We start from the raw sequence: 18,190 nt of genomic DNA on the forward strand, positions 1-18,190 counted from the left end.
CGGGCGGCAATGGACAGGAAGTACCTCGCGTCAGTCCTTGCAGGCTGCGGGGTTTCGTAATCTTTCCCTGGCCCGGCCAACCAGTTCATCAAGCGAAACCTGTAACACATCGGCCAGCTTAAGCTGCGTCTCCAGCTGCGGTGAAATATGCCCCCGCTCTCAGCGGTTATAGGCTCTCGGTTGGACGTCGATCATCTCGGCAGGGCGTGTCTGGGTCAGCCCTCTGGCTTCCCTCTGCGCCTTCAGGCGACCGGAAAAAGCAGACATATCAAGACCTGTCATCAGGAAATCAATAGTCGCCATTGTCTGCCCTCTTTTTTATCCGCCTGTTGTAATACAACACTAATGTGATTGCTATATGTCACATTAGTGTCCATTGACAAGATTTCCCACCCCGGTCCTGGCGGAAACGCGCTTCGGTTGGGACGTGGTGGGCAACCTGGTGCAGCGCCGCTGGCAGGCGCGCGGCGGGGCCACAGCGACGAGTGGGGCGCGCTGAAACAGGAGAGGCGTACCGGAGAAGGGGAAAGCCTGCGGCAGAATCTGCGCTTTGCCGGCCAGTACTTTGGCCATGAAACGGGCTGCACTACACTACATTCCGCTACTACGATCCGAAGAACGGGCACTTTACCCAGCCGACTAGATAGAGCTGGCGGGGGTATTAATTTCTACCTTGAATTATTTAGCGTATATACCCGCTATACTTTGCCAACGTCCGGCGGTCTTCCCGGAGACGGCACTAAATCAATCACACATTTCTTTGTCCGGCGTTACAATCGATTCAGCTCACATTTCTTAAACCGGAAGAGTATCGCTTATGAAAAATATCAATCCGACGCAGACTTCTGCCTGGCAGGCGCTACAAAAACATTACGATGAGATGAAGGACGTTACGATCGCCGATCTGTTTGCCAATGACGACGACCGCTTCGCGAAATTTTCCGCGACGTTTGCCCATCTGATGCTGGTGGATTACTCCAAAAACCGCATCAGCGAACGGACGCTGGCGCTGCTGCAGGATCTGGCGAAAGAGACCGATCTGGCGGGTGCCATTAAGTCGATGTTCTCCGGTGAGAAGATTAACCGTACCGAGGATCGGGCGGTGCTGCACGTGGCGCTGCGCAACCGGAGCAATACCCCGATTATCGTTGATGGCAAGGACGTGATGCCGGAGGTGAACGCGGTGCTGGAGAAGATGAAAATCTTCTCGGAAGCGATTATCTCCGGTCAGTGGAAAGGCTACACCGGCAAGGCGATAACCGACGTGGTGAATATTGGCATCGGCGGCTCTGACCTCGGCCCATATATGGTGACCGAAGCGCTGCGCCCCTATAAAAACCACCTCACTATGCACTTTGTTTCCAATGTCGACGGCACCCATATTGCCGAAGTGCTGAAAAAGGTGGATCCGGAAACCACCCTGTTCCTGGTGGCGTCTAAAACCTTTACCACCCAGGAGACCATGACCAACGCCCACAGCGCGCGCGACTGGTTCCTGAAAAGTGCAGGCGATGACAAACATGTGGCAAAACACTTTGCTGCGCTCTCCACCAACGCGAAGGCGGTGGGTGAGTTCGGCATCGATACCGCCAATATGTTTGAGTTCTGGGACTGGGTCGGCGGCCGCTACTCCCTGTGGTCGGCCATCGGCCTGTCTATCGTTCTTTCCGTGGGCTTTGATAACTTTGTTGAGCTGCTCTCTGGTGCCCACGCGATGGATAAACACTTCTCCACCGCGGCACCGGAGGAAAACCTGCCGGTGCTGCTGGCGCTGATCGGCATCTGGTATAACAATTTCTTCGGCACCGAAACCGAAGCGATTCTGCCGTACGACCAGTATATGCACCGCTTTGCCGCCTACTTCCAGCAGGGCAACATGGAGTCTAACGGCAAATACGTTGATCGTAACGGCCAGGTGGTGGACTACCAGACCGGCCCAATCATCTGGGGGGAGCCGGGCACCAACGGCCAGCATGCGTTTTATCAGCTGATTCACCAGGGCACCAAACTGGTTCCCTGCGACTTTATCGCCCCGGCGATCGGTCATAATCCGCTGTCGGACCACCACCAGAAGCTGCTGTCTAACTTCTTCGCCCAGACCGAAGCCCTGGCGTTCGGGAAATCCCGCGCGGTGGTGGAGCAGGAGTACCGCGATCAGGGGAAAGATCCGGCCACCCTTGAGCACGTCGTGCCGTTCAAAGTGTTTGAAGGCAACCGCCCGACCAACTCGATTCTGCTGCGCGAAATCACGCCGTTCAGCCTGGGCGCGCTGATCGCGCTGTATGAGCATAAGATCTTCACCCAGGGCGCAATCCTCAATATCTTCACCTTCGACCAGTGGGGCGTCGAGCTGGGCAAACAGCTGGCGAACCGCATCCTGCCGGAGCTGGGTGATGATACTGCGATCGCCAGCCACGACAGCTCCACCAATGGTCTGATCAACCGCTATAAGGCCTGGCGCGGCTAGTTGGCCCTGAGCCTGAAGGCCGGCCCCGGTGGCCGGCTTTTTTATGCGCGTTACACCGGCCCCGCCCTTGCTGTGACGCGGCCGGCAGCGCCCCGTCTTCAGAGGGGTTTGGCAAGAATATGTAATCTGCTCTGTTGAGTGGCGGTGCTGAAAAGGGCATCTTTAACGTGCTCCATTCCCAGACGTTCATAAAAACGGCGGGCGCTGGTATTGGCTGCAAGCACTTCCAGCCATAGCCAGCCTTCACCGGCCTCTTTTGCTCGCGTTTCGACGGCGTAAAAAAGCTGTTCGCCATAGCGGCGTCCCGTTGCGTCGGGTAGCAGATAGAGCTTATGCAGCAGCGCGCCGGATGGGCCGCCGGGGCTGATAGCCTGGTGGCAGGCGTATTTCACGAAGCCGACGGGATGCTCTGACTCCGCAATCAGCCAGCTGCACTGCGCATCAGCCAGGCTGCGTTCCAGCGCAGCCACGGCATACTCTTGCTGCAGATATTGCTCCAGTTCCCCGGCACTCTGCCAGAGGTGGGCAAAATGGTGACGGTAGCTGGTATTGCCTATTCGCCCGATAAGCGCGACATCTTCCGGCCGTGCGGGGCGGATATTTAGCATAATTGCCGCCTTTTTATTCTGTCAGGGTGGAAAGCAATTGTTACATTTGCTGCGGGCATAGCAAAAAGTTAACGAAAAAAGTCGATATCGATCACATTTTTGCGCTATACCCTAAATAATTCGAGTTGCAGGACAAAACGCAGCGCGTTTTGAACAGCCCCTGGGCTGGCCCCGAAGGGGTGAGGCCCTCAGGCCGAATCACGCGGCGACACAGAGACAAATTCGTCAGGAACGAATTTGAACAGCCACAGGCTGCCTCTGGTGAGAGACAGGGATGTCTCTCATTAATCCCCGGGAGCTTACTGCAGTAAGTGACCGGGGTGAACGAGGACAAATCAGCTTAGCTGATTTGAACGCCGCTGGCGGCGGCCCTTCAGGGTGAGGCCCCCGGGCCGAATAAAGCCAACGCACAGGCAACTTGAAGTATGACGGGTATATACAGATCGCCATAAATCATTGTGATAAGGAGGGTCTATGCCGCCGGTTTATCGTCCGCTGGTGAATTTTATCGCCATTACGCTGCAAACGGTGCTTAACCTGGGGCTGCTTTGCCTGGGGATTATTTTGGTTATTTTTCTGGGGAAAAAGACCCTGCACCTGGCGCACGTGCTGTTCACGCCGGAACCGGCCAGTAAATATAAGCTGGTGGAGGGGCTGGTGGTCTATTTTCTCTACTTTGAGTTTATTGCGCTGATCGTGAAGTATTTTGAGTCCGGCTTCCACTTCCCGCTGCGCTATTTCGTCTATATCGGCATCACCGCTATCGTGCGTCTGATCATTATCGATCATGAGTCGCCGATGGCGGTGCTGATCTATTCTGCGGCGATCCTGCTGCTGGTGATCACCCTCTGGCTGTGTAACTCCAGGCGTCTGAAGCGGGAGTAGAGCCAGCGCCACAGGCGGGCTGCGGCGCTCTGTTGTCCGAATCTACTGCGCCGTAGCCCGGCGCGCTTTCGCTTCAGCGGGGGACCACAGGCTCTCCAGCTCCTCCAGCGTCCGGCCCTTGGTTTCCGGTACGAACTTCCACATAAACAGCGCGGCCAGCAGGCCCATACAGCCGTAAATCCAGTAAGAGAAGCCGTTGTGGAAGTGGGCCACCAGCCACGAATTTTTATCCATCATCGGGAAGGTCCAGGAGACGAAGTAGTTCGCCAGCCACTGGGCGGCGACGGCAATGGCCAGCGCCTTGCCGCGGATGGCGTTAGGGAAGATCTCCGCCAGCAGCACCCAGCACACCGGCCCCCAGGACATGGCGAAGGCGGCGACGTAAAACAGCATCGACAGCAGCGCCAGGATGCCCGGTGCCCGGCTATAAAACGCGGTGCCGAGGCAGAACATGCCGAGCGCCATACCCAGCGCGCCGGCGATCTGCAGCGGCTTGCGGCCAAATTTATCCACCGTCATGATGGCCAGCACGGTAAAGCTGAGGTTAATCACCCCGACGATAATGGTCTGCAGCAGCGCCACGTCGGTGCTGGCCCCCAGCGTTTTAAAGACCTCCGGCGCGTAGTAGAGCACCACGTTGATGCCGACAAACTGCTGGAATACCGACAGCATCACGCCAATGACAATGATACCCACGCCGAACATCAGCAGGCGGCCGCCGGTTTTCCGGCCATGCTCCAGCGAGCGCTGGATCTCCGCCACGGCCTGGGCGGCGAGCGACGTGCCCATGACTTTACGCAGAATGCCCTCAGCCTGCTCCTGCCTGCCCCGGGCCATCAGCCAGCGTGGGCTTTCCGGAACGGTATAGAGCAGCGCCAGGAAGAGCAGCGCCGGAATACACTCTGAGGCAAACATATAGCGCCAGCCGTTGGTATGCAGCCAGGTGGCGTCGCCGGAACGGGCGATAAAATAGTTTACGCAGTAGACCAAAAGCTGGCCAAATATAATGGCGAACTGGTTAAAAGAGACCAGCCGGCCGCGAATCTGCGCCGGGGCCATTTCGGCAATATACATTGGCGAGAGCATGGATGCCAGGCCAACACCAATACCACCAATGATGCGATAAATGACAAACTCAGGGATATATCCGGCTAAATATATGGGCAGGTTATTATCGGGATTAATGGTGGTAAAACCTAATTCCGGCCATGCTGAACCGATACCGGAAATAAAAAACAGCAGTGCGGCAATTTTCAGCGAATCGCGACGGCCAAAGCGGTTGCTGCAGTAGCCGCCGATGGCACCGCCGATAATACAGCCGATCAGCGCGCTGGCAACGCAGAAACCGAGCAGGGAGTTGGCCGTGGATTCGCTCAGATGCTGCGGCGCGACGAAGACCTTGTTCAGAGACTCAACGGTGCCGGAGATGACGGCGGTATCATAGCCAAATAATAAACCGCCTAACGTGGCAACCAGCGTAATCGTAAAAATATAACGGGTATTATAGTGGGTATTCATTCAGACCTGCCTTATACACCCGTCATACTTCAAGTTGCCTGTGCGTTGGCTTTATTCGGCCCTGAGGCCTCACCCCTTCGGGGCCAGCCCCGGGGCTGTTCAAAACGCGCTGCGTTTTGTCCTGCAACTCGAATTATTTAGGGTATACACCAAGTGACTGTTACGCCATCTTTACCATCAAAGCTGGCTCTTGTTATCCGCGCTAATAATGGTGGGATCGCCGTCCGGCTAAGACAATTATCATTTTTTATAATGCGATTATGTTTTGTCTTTTCTGTGATCTTAATTGCGGTTGAATATTTTGAGTCAGGACCTGGTGCTATTTCTACTGTGATTAACAGCACAAAAGAAAATAATCATAACGACATTATTAAATAACGTAAAAACAGGCCCGGGAGACGGGCGCAAAAAAAAGCGCTCCGGGGAGCGCCGACCAACGATCGTCAGGGAATAACATCAGCAAGGGTTGCAGTGGCAGCGCCCGTCGCCGGGCGGGTACGTCAGGAAACAGGGGCGGTTCGCGCCGCTTAGCCTTTCACCCCTCCGGCCGTCAGGCCGTTGACCAGCCAGCGCTGGGCCAGCAGGAACACCAGGGTGATGGGAATCGCGGAGAGCACGGCGGCGGCGGCAAAATCACCCCACAGGTAGTTCTGCGGGTTGAGGTATTGCTGCATCCCGACCGCCAGGGTGTAGCTGTCAACGTCGCGCAGCAGCAGCGAGGCGACCGGTACTTCGGTAATGGCCGCGATAAACGACAAAATAAACACCACCGCCAGGATCGGCACCGAGAGCGGCAGCAGCACCAGGCGGAACGCCTGCCACGGGGTGGCACCATCCAGCGCCGCCGCCTCTTCCAGCGAGCCGTCGATGGTTTCAAAATAGCCTTTGATGGTCCAGACGTGCAGCGCGATGCCGCCGAGATAGGCGAAAATCACGCCGCCGTGGGTGTTGAGCCCAATAAACGGCAGGTACTGTCCGAGGCGATCGAACAGGGCATACAGCGCCACCAGCGACAGCACCGCCGGAAACATCTGGAAAATCAGCATACCCTTCAGCAGGGGGGCTTTCCCCGGAAAGCGCATCCGGGCAAAGGCGTAGGCGCAGGTGGTGGAGAGCGCCACGATGCCGATGGCCGTGATGCCGGCGATCTTTACCGAGTTCCACAGCCACAGCAGGACCGGGAAGGGGGGCGGCGTCACCCGGCCGTCGGCGTGCTCCACGCTGAAGCCCAGCGCCAGTCGCCAGTGCTCCCAGGAGATCGTCTCCGGGATCAGGCTGCCGGTGGCGAAGTTACCTTCGCGCAGCGAAATGGCGATCACCATCAGCAGCGGGAACATAATCGCCGCGATAAAAATCAGCAGCCCTAAGTGGGTTGCCAACAGGCGCAGCTTTTGAGATTTGGGTTGAACCATAGCCATATTACTCAGCTCCTTAACCTTAACATTGCGCCGGGCTAATCAAACTTCATCCTCGTGGCCTTCAGGTTCACCACCGCAAGCGCCCCTACCAGCAGGAAGATCAGGGTGGCGATGGCCGCCGCCAGGCCAAAGTTCTGCCCGCCGCCGCCCTCAAAGGCGATGCGCCAGGTATAGCTCACCAGCAGGTCGGTATAGCCCGCGGGCGTGGTGGTGCCGAGACGATCCGGGCCGCCGTTGGTCAGCAGCTGAATCAGCACGAAGTTGTTAAAGTTAAAGGCGAAGCTGGCGATCATCAGCGGCGTCAGCGGCTTAATCAGCAGCGGCAGCGTAATTTTAAAAAAGTTTTGCCACGGCCCGGCCCCGTCCATCGCCGACGCTTCGTACAGATCGTCCGGAATCGCCTTCAGCAGCCCCATGCAGAGGATCATCATATAGGGATAGCCGAGCCAGGTGTTGACGATGATGACCATCGCGCGGGCGGTGTTGGGATCGCTGAACCAGGCCGGCTTTATGCCGAACAGGCCACTCAACATCATATTGATCTCCCCGAAGCTCTGGTTAAACAACCCCTTGAAAATCAGAATAGAGATAAACGATGGCACGGCGTAGGGCAAAATCAGCAGGACGCGGTAGACCGCCTTGCCCTTCAGGGCCTCCCACTGGACGAGACAGGCCAGCACCATCCCCACGGCGACGGTCAGCAGCACGGTAAGCACCGAGAAGACCACCGTCCAGATAAAAATGGCGAAAAAGGGCTTCTGGATGCCCCGATCGGCGAACACGCGGGTAAAGTTGTCCCAGCCGATGGTGACGGTATAGCCCGGACTCAGCTTTTCATCGCCCCAGCCGCCGTCGGCGGTAACCGACTGGAAGTAGCCGATGTCGTTATTGGCGCGATAGCGGACCCCGCTCTGACCGTTGATTAGCGTGCCGTCATCGGTCAGCCGGTAGAGCGGCCGGGTGGCGGAGAACTGACGCAGCGAGCTCATCACGAGGTTGCTCTTATCCGGCAGCACGGCGGTCAGCTGACTCAGCGCCTGTCGATTCTGCGTAATGACGCGCAGGCCGGCGCGCTCGCCGGCGGGCAGGGCGGCGGCCTCCCGCAGGGGCAGCGTCTGCTCGCCGCCAAAGGTAAAAGTATCGGAGAGGTAGTATTTGCCCGTTTCTCCGTCGCTCAGGGCCAGCCGCCATGCGTCGCCCGCCGGATACAGGCTGAAACCGTAGGATTGACCCGCCTGATAAGAACGATCCATCAGCACCTGCCGGGCGCGCTCAAAGGTGAGCTGGTTGGTGCTGCTGTAGTTGGTAAAGGCGATGGCGATGGTGCAGACCAGCGGGAACAGGACGAACAGCCCCATCCCGGCCAGCCCCGGATAGACGTAGCGCCAGGCGTAGGTCTTCCGGTTGGTGAAGATATAGAGTCCCGCCGAGCTTAAAATCAGCGTGGTGATGGCAAACAGGTACTCCCCCTGCACGTACATTAAAACGACAAGGTAACCCACCAGCAGGCCCAGCAACCCCGTTACGGCACCCGTCAGCCACGGGCTTTGCCAGCGGTGTTTCTTTTTAACGACATCCATGGGGACATTCCTTCACAGCGTTTTGAGCTTTTCTCTCTCCCTGGGGAGAGAGCCGGGGTGAGGAGCGATGAATCAATACAACCTTCCCCCTGACCCTCTCCCTGAAGGAGAAAGGGTAAAAGTACTATTTGGTAATACGGCCCTGGGCGTCCTTCAGCGCGGCGTCAACCGTCTGGCGGCCGCTGACGGCGTTAATCACCGCCGTGCGCACCGCGTACCAGAAGGCGGACATCTGCGGGACGTTCGGCATAATCTCGCCGGATTTCGCATTCTCCATCGTGGCGGCGATACGCGGATCTTTCTCCAGCTGCGCCTGGAACGATTTCAACGCCACGGCACCCAGCGGCTTATCTTTGTTGATCGCCGCCAGCCCCTGGTCGGTCAGCAGATAGTTTTCGAGGAACTCTTTCGCCAGCTCTTTATTCGGGCTGGCGGCGTTGATGCCGGCGCTTAGTACCCCGACGAACGGCTTAGAGGGTTTGCCCTTAAAGGTCGGCAGCAGCGTGACGCCGTAGTTGACCTTGCCCTTGTCGATGTTGGCCCACGCCCACGGGCCGTTGATGGTCATGGCGGTTTCGCCCTTGTTAAAGGCCGCCTCGGCGATGGAGTAATCGGTGTCGGCGTTCATCTGTTTGTTCTTGATCATCTCCACCAGAAAGCCCAGGCCCGCCTTCGCGCCGGGGCTGTCCACGCCCACGTCCTTCACGTCATACTTGCCGTCGGCGAACTTAAACGCATAGCCGCCGTCGGCGGCGATCAGCGGCCAGGTGAAGTACGGCTCCTGCAGGTTGAACATCAGGGCGCTCTTGCCCTTCGCCCTCAGCGCTTTATCCAGCGGCGGGATCTCTTCCCAGGTTTTCGGCGGGTTGGGAACAAGGTCCTTGTTGTAAATCAGCGAAAGAGCCTCAACGGCGACGGGGTAGGCGATGAGCTTGCCGTTGTAGCGCACCGCGTCCCAGGTGAACGGATAAAGCTTGTCCTGGAAGGCCTGGTCCGGGGCAATCTCCGCCAGCAGGCCGGACTGCGCGTAGCCGCCAAAGCGGTCGTGCGCCCAGAAGATAATGTCCGGGCCATCGCCGGTCGCGGCAACCTGCGGATATTTCTCCTCCAGTTTGTCCGGATGCTCCACGGTGACCTTAATGCCGGTGTCCTTTTCAAATTTTTTACCCACTTCGGCGAGGCCGTTATAGCCTTTATCGCCGTTAATCCAGATGACCAGCTTACCTTCTTCAATTTTGGCGAGCGCCGGCGCGGAAATCATCATTGCTGCCAGGGCGGACAAGGCGAAAGCGCGCGTGCCGGTGTTGATTTTCATATTTCCCATCCTGTTGGCTGAGGTGTGGATATGCCCGTCGCTCTCCGGGGCGTTCTGACGCGCCGCGGATCGTTCAGAACACAGAGACACAGTGGGGGTTTAACGCTCTCCAGTTTCTTTCTATGACCTCCTCTTTCCATCCTCCTTAACCCTACGCCCCGCCGCCGCGTTATGTGATCTGTGTTGCATAAATGTGAATAATGCGTGCTGGCGCACATAAAAAGGCGGTGAATTTTGCAAGCGCCGTCACGAAATTCTTCAACGGCCTCCGGCCCGGTCCGCAGACGTCGGCCCCTCATCCTCCCGCCTCCTCCCCCATAAAAAAGCCGGGGGCGGAGGATTTGCGCCTGCCGGGGATAACGCATAGTCAGCCCATGTAAAGCTGCTGTTGATAGGGAGAAGGGCATGGCGAACGTGCGGCTGCAAAATGTAACGAAAGCCTGGGGTGACGTGGTGGTATCAAAAGATATCAACCTCGATATTCATGACGGGGAGTTCGTGGTGTTTGTGGGGCCGTCAGGCTGCGGTAAATCGACCCTGCTGCGGATGATTGCCGGGCTGGAAACCATCACCTGCGGCGACCTGTTTATCGGTGAAACCCGCATGAACGACGTGCCTCCCGCCGAGCGTGGCGTCGGTATGGTGTTCCAGTCCTATGCGCTCTATCCCCATCTCTCTGTGGCGGAAAATATGTCGTTTGGCCTCCGGCTGGCGGGTGCCAAAAAAGCGGTGATGAACCAGCGCGTCAACCAGGTGGCGGAGGTGCTGCAGCTGGCGCACCTGCTGGATCGTAAGCCAAAGGCGCTCTCCGGCGGCCAGCGCCAGCGCGTGGCGATTGGCCGCACGCTGGTGGCGGAGCCGCGCGTGTTCCTGCTCGATGAGCCGCTTTCTAACCTCGACGCCGCGCTGCGCGTACAGATGCGCATTGAGATCGCCCGTCTGCATAAGCGGCTGGGCCGCACCATGATTTACGTCACCCACGATCAGGTGGAAGCGATGACCCTCGCCGACAAGATCGTGGTGCTGGACGCCGGCCGCGTGGCGCAGGTCGGCAGGCCGCTGGAGCTGTATCACTATCCGGCGGATCGTTTTGTCGCGGGCTTTATTGGCTCGCCGAGGATGAATTTCCTGCCGGTAAAAGTCACCGCCACCGCTATCGACCAGGTGCAGGTGGAGCTGCCGAACCGCCAGCACGTCTGGCTGCCGGTGGAGAGCCGCGGCGTGCAGCCCGGGGCCAACATGTCTTTAGGTATCCGGCCGGAGCATCTGCTGTCCAGTGATATCGCCGACGTTACCCTGGAAGGGAGCGTGCAGGTCGTCGAACAGCTGGGCCATGAAACGCAAATTCATATCCAGATCCCCGCCATTCGTCAGAACCTGGTCTGGCGTCAGAATGACGTGGTGCTGGTAGAAGAGGGTGCCACATTCGCTATCGGTCTGCCGCCGGAGCGCTGCCATCTGTTCCGTGAGGATGGTTCCGCCTGCCGACGGCTACATCAGGAGCCGGGCGTTTAAGGCTCCCCATTAAAAAAACAAAACGTAAAACCCTTTGCGGCGGCAGGTGAATGTCCTCCGGGAGCGTACAAACAGTGCGTGACCGGGGAGAAAGAACGCGGCTAACAAAGAGGCCGCCCGAAGGGCGACACGTTTAAAGAAAAGCAACGATCTCAGGAGATAGCATAATGATAACTCTGCGCAAACTTCCTCTGGCGATTGCCGTCGCAGCAGGCGTAATGTCTGTTCAGGCAATGGCCGTGGATTTTCACGGTTACGCCCGTTCCGGCATCGGCTGGACGGGAAGCGGCGGTGAACAGCAGTGTTTCCAGGCCACCGGCGCGCAAAGCAAATATCGTCTCGGTAACGAATGTGAGACCTATGCGGAGCTGAAGCTGGGTCAGGAGGTCTGGAAAGAGGGCGATAAGAGCTTCTATTTCGATACTAACGTCGCCTACTCCGTCGCCCAGCAGAACGACTGGGAGGCGACCGATCCGGCCTTCCGCGAGGCTAACGTGCAGGGTAAAAACCTGATCGACTGGCTGCCCGGCTCCACCCTCTGGGCCGGTAAGCGCTTCTATCAGCGTCATGATGTGCATATGATCGACTTCTACTACTGGGATATTTCCGGTCCCGGTGCCGGTATTGAAAATATCGATCTCGGCTTCGGCAAACTCTCCCTGGCGGCGACCCGCTCTCAGGAGGCGGGCGGCTCCTATACCTTCAGCAGCCAGAATATTTACGATCGCTCAAAAGATACCGCCAACGACGTGTTTGATGTGCGGCTGGCTGGCCTGGAAACTAACCCGGACGGCGTGCTGGAACTGGGCGTTGACTACGGCCGGGCAAACACCACCGACGACTACCGGCTGGCCGATGGCGCTTCCAAAGACGGCTGGATGTTCACCGCCGAACACACCCAGAGCATGTTGAAGGGCTACAACAAGCTGGTGCTGCAGTACGCCACCGACGCCATGACCACGCAGGGCAAAGGAGTTGCCCAGGGCTCCTGGGGCTCTACCTATACCGTCGGTGAAGGCGATGACCAGATTCATTATGTCGACAGCCGCGTCAACAACGACGGCAAGATGTGGCGCATCCTCGATCACGGCGCGATCTCCCTCGGCGATCGCTGGGATCTGATGTACGTCGGCATGTTCCAGAAGCAGGATCTGGACAACGATCTGGGCACCGACTGGTGGACCGTCGGCGTGCGGCCGATGTTCAAATGGACGCCGATCATGAGCACCCTGCTGGAGGTCGGCTACGACAACGTTAAATCTCAGCAGACCGGGGATCGCAACAACCAGTACAAGATCACCCTCGCCCAGCAGTGGCAGGCGGGCGACAGCATCTGGTCGCGCCCGGCGATCCGCCTGTTCGCCACCTATGCGAAGTGGGATGAGAAGTGGGGCTACATCAGGAACGGTGATAACGTCTCTCGCTATGCCGCCGCCGCGAATAACCCCGACTTCACTACCACCAGCCGCGGCGACAGCGATGAGTGGTCCTTTGGTGCCCAGATGGAAATCTGGTGGTAATCGTGCGGTAGCCTGGCGCAAAGAGGGACGCTGATGCCCCTTCGCCGGCAGAGAATAAAGAGCTAAATACCCGATGACGCAGGCCTGTCGGCGCTGCGTCATCCGCTTCTGAGACCGGAAGAGGCTCCGCTCCCAGAGCGCCGTTTCCTGCGGTTTAGCGCGCTATTGCCTGGCCACCGCTGAACCCACGCTATCTGAGGTGATAACAATGAAAATGAAGAAAAGTCTCGTCGCGCTCTGCTTATGCACAGGAGTGCTGGCGGCCGTGCCGGGCGCGAGCCTGGCAGAGGTCAACTATGTGCCACAAAATACCCGCGCCGCGCCGTCAATTCCCACCGCCGCGCTGCAGCAGCTGACCTGGACGCCCGTCGATCCGTCAAAAGCGCAGACCATGCAGCTGGCTACCGGCGGGCAGCGACTTGACGCGGCGGGTATCAGCGGGCCGGTTGCCGCCTGGAGCGTGCCGGCCAACATTGGCGAGCTGACCCTGACCCTCTCCAGCGAAGTGAATAAACAAACCAGCGTTTTTGCGCCGAACGTGCTGATCCTGGATCAGAATATGACCCCCTCCGCCTACTTCCCCGCCAGCTACTTTACCTGGCAGGAGCCGGGCGTAATGAGCGCGGATCGGCTGGAGGGCGTGATGCGCCTGACCCCCGCCCTGGGCCAGCAGAAGCTCTATGTGCTGGTCTTTACCACCGAAAAAGATCTCCAGCAGACCACCAAATTACTCGCCCCGGCAAAGGCCTACGCGAAGGGCGTCGGCAATGCGATTCCCGATATTCCGGACCCCATCGCCCGCCATACGACCGACGGCCTGCTGAAGCTGAAGGTAAAAACCAGCAGCACCTCCAGCGTGCTGGTCGGGCCGCTGTTTGGCTCCTCCGGACCGGGGCCGGTCACCATCGGCAATACCGCCGCGCCGACGCCTTCCCCCGCGCCTGCGAGCGTGAAGCGCAGCGCGCCGGTGCTTAACGATACCGAAAGCTACTTCACCAGGGCGATTAAACGGGCGGTAGCGGAGGGCGACGTGGATAAAGCGCTGCGGCTGCTTGATGAGGCCGAACGTCTGGGATCGACCTCCGCGCGTTCCACCTTTATCAGCAGTGTAAAAGGCAAAGGGTAATGACTTCCCCGCATTGCTGATTTTGCAACAGCTGGTGCGTCTTCGGGCGCACCTTTTTTTAGCATTCAATGCGGATTGTTACACTGCTGTTGCGCAAGCGTTCAATTCATTCGCTTTCCAACTCCCGTAGCGGCGTTTCTGCGATACAATGGCGAAACCCTGTGTTACGGAGAATCGGCCATGTCCCACCCCGCGTTAACGCGGCTGCGCGCGCTGCGCTATTTTAACACCCTCCCCACGTTGGACGCGCGCCTGAGCGACTGGCTGCTGCTGGAAGATTCCATGACCCGCCGCTTTGAGCAGCAGGGGAAACGGGTGACGGTGACGCTTCTGCGCGAGGCGTTCGTCGGCCGGGACGAGGTGGCCGACGAGCTGGCCCTGCTGCCGGAGGCGTCCCGCTACTGGCTGCGTGAAATTTTACTCTGTGCCGATGAGGTTCCGTGGCTTGCCGGGCGCACGGTGGTGCCTGAATCCACCCTGTGCGGCCCGGAAATAGCCCTACAAAAATTGGGAAAAATCCCGCTGGGGCGCTATCTTTTTACATCATCGTCGTTGTCACGAGATTTTATTGAGATCGGTTGTGATGCCGGGCTGTGGGGGCGTCGTTCCCGACTGCGGCTGAGCGGAAAGCCCCTGGTGCTGACCGAGCTGTTTCTGCCCGCCTCACCGTTGTACTAAGAGGAAGATAAAATGGAGTGGAGTCTGACGCAAAATAAGCTGCTGGCATTTCACCGCCTGATGCGTACGGATAAGCCAATCGGTGCCCTGCTGCTGCTCTGGCCGACGCTGTGGGCGCTGTGGGTGGCTTCGCCCGGCGTACCGCAGCCGTGGATCCTCGCGGTGTTTGTGGCCGGCGTCTGGCTGATGCGCGCCGCCGGATGCGTGGTGAACGACTACGCCGACCGGAAGTTTGACGGCCACGTGAAGCGCACCGCCAACCGGCCGCTGCCGAGCGGGGCGGTGACTGAGAACGAGGCCCGCACCCTGTTCGGCGTGCTGGTGCTGCTCGCCTTCCTGCTGGTGCTGACCCTTAACGCGATGACCATTCTGCTGTCGATTGCCGCGCTGGTGCTGGCGTGGATCTATCCGTTTATGAAGCGCTATACCCACCTGCCGCAGGTGGTGCTGGGGGCGGCGTTTGGCTGGTCGATCCCGATGGCCTTTGCCGCCGTCAGCGAATCGGTGCCGCTGAGCTGCTGGCTAATGTTTCTTGCCAACGTTCTCTGGGCGGTGGCCTACGATACGCAGTACGCGATGGTGGATCGCGATGACGATCTGCGAATCGGCATTAAATCGACGGCGATTCTGTTTGGCGAAAACGATCGGCTAATTGTTGGCATTTTACAAATCGTCGTGCTGGCGCTGATGGCGCTGATTGGCTGGCTCAACGGGCTGGGGTGGAGCTACTATGCCTCGGTGCTGGCGGCGGGCGCGCTGTTTATTTATCAGCAGAAGCTGATCGCCGGGCGCGAACGCGAAGCCTGTTTTAAGGCGTTTATGAATAATAACTACGTTGGCCTGGCGCTGTTTATCGGGCTGGCAATAAGCTACTGGCAGCTCTGACGCCGCTCGTGAATGAAAAAACCGCCCTCCCAACGAGAGTAAGAGGGCGGTTTTTTTTACGCCATCTGACGGAACGCAGGGCGCTTTGAAGGGCGCGGGCGGGCAGGGGAGCGACACATCTATCGGGAACGAATTTACACCGTTCCAGGCTGCCTCTGACGAAGGATCTCCTTGTCTGCGGCGTGCAAACGGGTCGGGACCGATCTGCACCCCGCCGGCCCGTCGGGCTTACGGATAAGACACCGCCTTTAGCCGCCCTGGGTCGCGCTCTCAATGGTTAAGCGCACGTCCGGGGTGATCAGCTCGGCCAGCATCTTGTAGACCCGCATGGTTTCGTCCGACTCTGCGTCGCCCGTATCGCTGATGTAGCCCTCGTCGCGCAGGGTCAGCACCAGGGAGCTGAACACCGCTTTATCAAAGAACTCCGGCGCGTTGATGCCGTGCAGGACTGACAGGCGCTGGGCTACGGTGCGGCTCTCTTTTTCCAGGGTGCCGCGGTTGATCGACGGGTTGGCGCTCAGCAGCCAGAAGGTAATGGCGTAGCGCTGCAGGATTTCGCGCGCGCCGGCCGCCAGCAGCTGCAGGGTGCGCGAGCGCGCCGGGTTGATGTGCAGCTCGTCGTCCTGAACGGTAATCAGCCCCTGGCGCTGCATCTCGGCGGCCAGCGCGTCCAGTACTGCCGCCAGCTCGTCGCGCTCCCAGCGCAGGAACAGCTCCGCCTTCAGCATCGGCCAGAGCGTTTCCACATGCTGCAGCAGCGCCGCCCGGGCGATGCTGCGGTGCTGGGTGACGATCGCCGCCATCAGCGATGGCAGCAGCAGCAGATGGGCGATGTTGTTACGATAATAGGTCATCAGCACCGCCTGCTCGCGCGGCAGGATAATGATGTCGCCAATGGTGTCCTTCTCCACCTCGAACTTGTTCATCTGCAGCGCGTGGTCGATAAGCGCGCTGGCGCTGACCGAAGGCACCGTTGAGTCCGGGGAGTAGGGCACGTTGCGCATCAGATCCAGATAGCAGTCAAGCTGCTCGGTAAGCTGTTCGCGGGTCAGGGAACGCTGGCGGGAAGCCAGCAGCGCCGTGCAGCACAGGTTCATGGCGTTGGCGGCACCGGCGTTGTTGATACGCACCATCAGCTCGGCGGCGATGCTGTTTACCGTCGGCGTCAGCCAGGCCGGGCGCACCGCCTCAATCGGGTCGATGGACTCGCGCCACTCCGGCACGTGCTGGTTCAGGTAAGTCATCAGCGGCATCGGTTCGCCGAAGTTAACGTAGCCCTGGCCCAGATTGCGCAGTTTGCTCAGGCCGCGCAGCATCTGCGGCAGGCTTTCGTTCTCTTTGCGCGCCCCGCGCAGCTCTTTGGCGTAGGTGCCGACTTCCATAACGTGCTCGTAGCCGATGTAGATCGGCACCAGCGTAATCGGGCGCGACCCGCCGCGCAGCATGGCCTGGATGGTCATCGACAGGGTGCCGGTTTTCGGATCGAGCAGGCGGCCGGTGCGCGAACGCCCCCCCTCCACGAAGTACTCAATCGAATAGCCCCGGCTGAACAGCTCGCCCAGGTATTCGCGAAATACGGTGGAGTAAAGTTTATTGCCCTTAAAGGTGCGGCGAATAAAAAATGCGCCCAGGCGGCGGAAAATCGGCCCGGCGGGCCAGAAGTTCAGGTTAATGCCCGCGGCGATGTGCGGCGGCACCAGCCCCTGATGGTAAAGCACATAGGAGAGCAGGAGATAGTCCATATGGCTGCGGTGGCAGGGCACGTAGACAATTTCATGTCCGTCGTGGGCCAGCTGGCGCACCGGCTCGGCGTTATGAACGTTAATCCCCTGGTAGAGCCGGTTCCAGGTGAAGCCGAGGATGCGGTCGGTCAGGCGGATCATCTCGTATGAGAAGTTGGCGGCAATCTCCTCCATCAGGGCGACGGCGTTCTGCTGCGCCTTCTCATGGGAAATCTTTTTGCTGCGCGCCTCTTCCTCTACCGCCCTGGCGATGGCCTTCGACGCCAGCAGCTTGTTGAACAGATCCTGGCGGGCGGGCAGGCGCGGGCCTACCGCCGCCAGACGCTGGCGGGCAAAGTGCATTCGCGCCACGCGCGTCAGCTTTTGCGCGATGATTTTGTCCGTGCCGTGCTCATCGGCCATCCGGCGCAGAGAGACGGACGGCGAGAAGCGGACAAAGCTGTCGCGGCCGAGCCAGGAGACGGCGAAGAATTTTTGAATGCCGTTCAGCATACGCAGCGGCGGGTTAACCTCGCCTTTTTCCCGGCCCGGCGCACGGCCAAACATCACCGATACCGGCACCATCTGCACGTCGAGATCGGGATTGCTTCGGTGCAGATCGAGATAGTTGTGGAACAGCTTGACGGACTCTTCCTTCGGCGTGTAGTAGGTGAACACGCGCGGTCCGCCGTGAATGAACACGTAGCGCGGCAGCAGCGCGCCGTCGATCTCCAGCGGATCCAGCGGATCGGGCAGATCGTGCGCCAGGCACTGGGCGCGCAGGGTCAGCAGATCCGCTTTTGAGTTGTACGGTAAAACGTACATAATGGGACGGGAGGTATCCAGCCCCAGTTCTGGTGCGGGATCTGCCGGAATGGACTTGCTTTTTACCAATATGTTTAATGGTAAATTCAGTAATTTATAGTAAATTCGTGGCCAGCCGGACATAAACGA

Annotated in this window: 14 protein-coding genes; 7 read left to right on the plus strand and 7 right to left on the minus strand. The window is 59.0% G+C overall.

Annotation, left to right across the window (positions count from 1 at the left end; all coding sequences use genetic code 11):
- Positions 1 to 159 precede the first annotated feature (159 nt).
- Positions 160 to 303 carry a helix-turn-helix domain-containing protein gene (locus tag GJV78_RS17095; protein WP_155109480.1) on the minus strand — a complete coding sequence of 48 codons (144 nt, stop codon included), beginning with the start codon at positions 301 to 303 and terminating at the stop codon, positions 160 to 162.
- A gap of 514 nt (positions 304 to 817) precedes the next feature.
- Here GJV78_RS17095 and pgi point away from each other — a divergent pair.
- Positions 818 to 2,467 carry a glucose-6-phosphate isomerase gene (pgi, locus tag GJV78_RS17100; protein WP_155109481.1) on the plus strand — a complete coding sequence of 550 codons (1,650 nt, stop codon included), beginning with the start codon at positions 818 to 820 and terminating at the stop codon, positions 2,465 to 2,467.
- 98 nt (positions 2,468 to 2,565) lie between these two features.
- Here pgi and GJV78_RS17105 read toward each other — a convergent pair whose 3' ends face one another.
- Positions 2,566 to 3,075, minus strand: a complete 510-nt coding sequence (locus tag GJV78_RS17105; RefSeq protein ID WP_155109482.1) for a GNAT family N-acetyltransferase — start codon at positions 3,073 to 3,075, stop codon at positions 2,566 to 2,568.
- 474 nt (positions 3,076 to 3,549) lie between these two features.
- Between GJV78_RS17105 and psiE the strand changes: the two genes are divergently transcribed.
- Positions 3,550 to 3,960, plus strand: a complete 411-nt coding sequence (gene psiE, locus GJV78_RS17110; RefSeq protein WP_155109483.1) for a phosphate-starvation-inducible protein PsiE — start codon at positions 3,550 to 3,552, stop codon at positions 3,958 to 3,960.
- A gap of 42 nt (positions 3,961 to 4,002) precedes the next feature.
- On the opposite strand, the gene xylE is transcribed toward psiE, so the two are convergent.
- The 4 genes from xylE to malE form a co-directional block, all read right to left on the minus strand.
- On the minus strand, positions 4,003 to 5,478 hold the full coding sequence (gene xylE, locus GJV78_RS17115) for a D-xylose transporter XylE (RefSeq protein WP_155109484.1): 1,476 nt from the start codon (positions 5,476 to 5,478) through the stop codon (positions 4,003 to 4,005).
- A 527-nt stretch (positions 5,479 to 6,005) separates the two neighbouring features.
- Positions 6,006 to 6,896 carry a maltose ABC transporter permease MalG gene (gene malG, locus GJV78_RS17120; RefSeq protein WP_155109485.1) on the minus strand — a complete coding sequence of 297 codons (891 nt, stop codon included), beginning with the start codon at positions 6,894 to 6,896 and terminating at the stop codon, positions 6,006 to 6,008.
- Positions 6,897 to 6,931: 35 nt separating this feature from the next.
- Positions 6,932 to 8,476: a maltose ABC transporter permease MalF gene (gene malF, locus GJV78_RS17125; protein WP_155109486.1), complete on the minus strand. Its 1,545-nt coding sequence runs from the start codon at positions 8,474 to 8,476 to the stop codon at positions 6,932 to 6,934.
- 124 nt (positions 8,477 to 8,600) lie between these two features.
- Positions 8,601 to 9,791 carry a maltose/maltodextrin ABC transporter substrate-binding protein MalE gene (gene malE / locus GJV78_RS17130; RefSeq protein ID WP_155109487.1) on the minus strand — a complete coding sequence of 397 codons (1,191 nt, stop codon included), beginning with the start codon at positions 9,789 to 9,791 and terminating at the stop codon, positions 8,601 to 8,603.
- A gap of 405 nt (positions 9,792 to 10,196) precedes the next feature.
- Here malE and malK point away from each other — a divergent pair, with 405 nt between their 5' ends.
- The 5 genes from malK (at position 10,197) to ubiA (ending at position 15,515) form a co-directional block, all read left to right on the plus strand.
- Positions 10,197 to 11,306 carry a maltose/maltodextrin ABC transporter ATP-binding protein MalK gene (malK, locus tag GJV78_RS17135; RefSeq protein WP_155109488.1) on the plus strand — a complete coding sequence of 370 codons (1,110 nt, stop codon included), beginning with the start codon at positions 10,197 to 10,199 and terminating at the stop codon, positions 11,304 to 11,306.
- 164 nt (positions 11,307 to 11,470) lie between these two features.
- Positions 11,471 to 12,826, plus strand: coding sequence for a maltoporin (locus GJV78_RS17140; protein WP_167519625.1), 1,356 nt, complete (start codon positions 11,471 to 11,473; stop codon positions 12,824 to 12,826).
- A 208-nt stretch (positions 12,827 to 13,034) separates the two neighbouring features.
- The gene (malM, locus tag GJV78_RS17145; protein WP_155109490.1) at positions 13,035 to 13,952 is read left to right on the plus strand and encodes a maltose operon protein MalM; all 918 of its coding nucleotides are present in this window, start codon (positions 13,035 to 13,037) and stop codon (positions 13,950 to 13,952) included.
- A 180-nt stretch (positions 13,953 to 14,132) separates the two neighbouring features.
- The gene (ubiC, locus tag GJV78_RS17150; protein WP_155109491.1) at positions 14,133 to 14,630 is read left to right on the plus strand and encodes a chorismate lyase; all 498 of its coding nucleotides are present in this window, start codon (positions 14,133 to 14,135) and stop codon (positions 14,628 to 14,630) included.
- Positions 14,631 to 14,642: 12 nt separating this feature from the next.
- Positions 14,643 to 15,515, plus strand: a complete 873-nt coding sequence (gene ubiA / locus GJV78_RS17155) for a 4-hydroxybenzoate octaprenyltransferase (protein ID WP_155109492.1) — start codon at positions 14,643 to 14,645, stop codon at positions 15,513 to 15,515.
- A gap of 248 nt (positions 15,516 to 15,763) precedes the next feature.
- On the opposite strand, the gene plsB is transcribed toward ubiA, so the two are convergent.
- Positions 15,764 to 18,184 (minus strand): glycerol-3-phosphate 1-O-acyltransferase PlsB, encoded by a 2,421-nt coding sequence (gene plsB, locus GJV78_RS17160; RefSeq protein ID WP_155109493.1) that lies wholly within the window; start codon positions 18,182 to 18,184, stop codon positions 15,764 to 15,766.
- Between the last annotated feature and the right edge of the window lie 6 nt (positions 18,185 to 18,190).

It is taken from the genome of Intestinirhabdus alba (assembly GCF_009711095.1).
In the GTDB taxonomy this organism is placed as follows: Bacteria; Pseudomonadota; Gammaproteobacteria; order Enterobacterales; family Enterobacteriaceae; genus Intestinirhabdus; species Intestinirhabdus alba.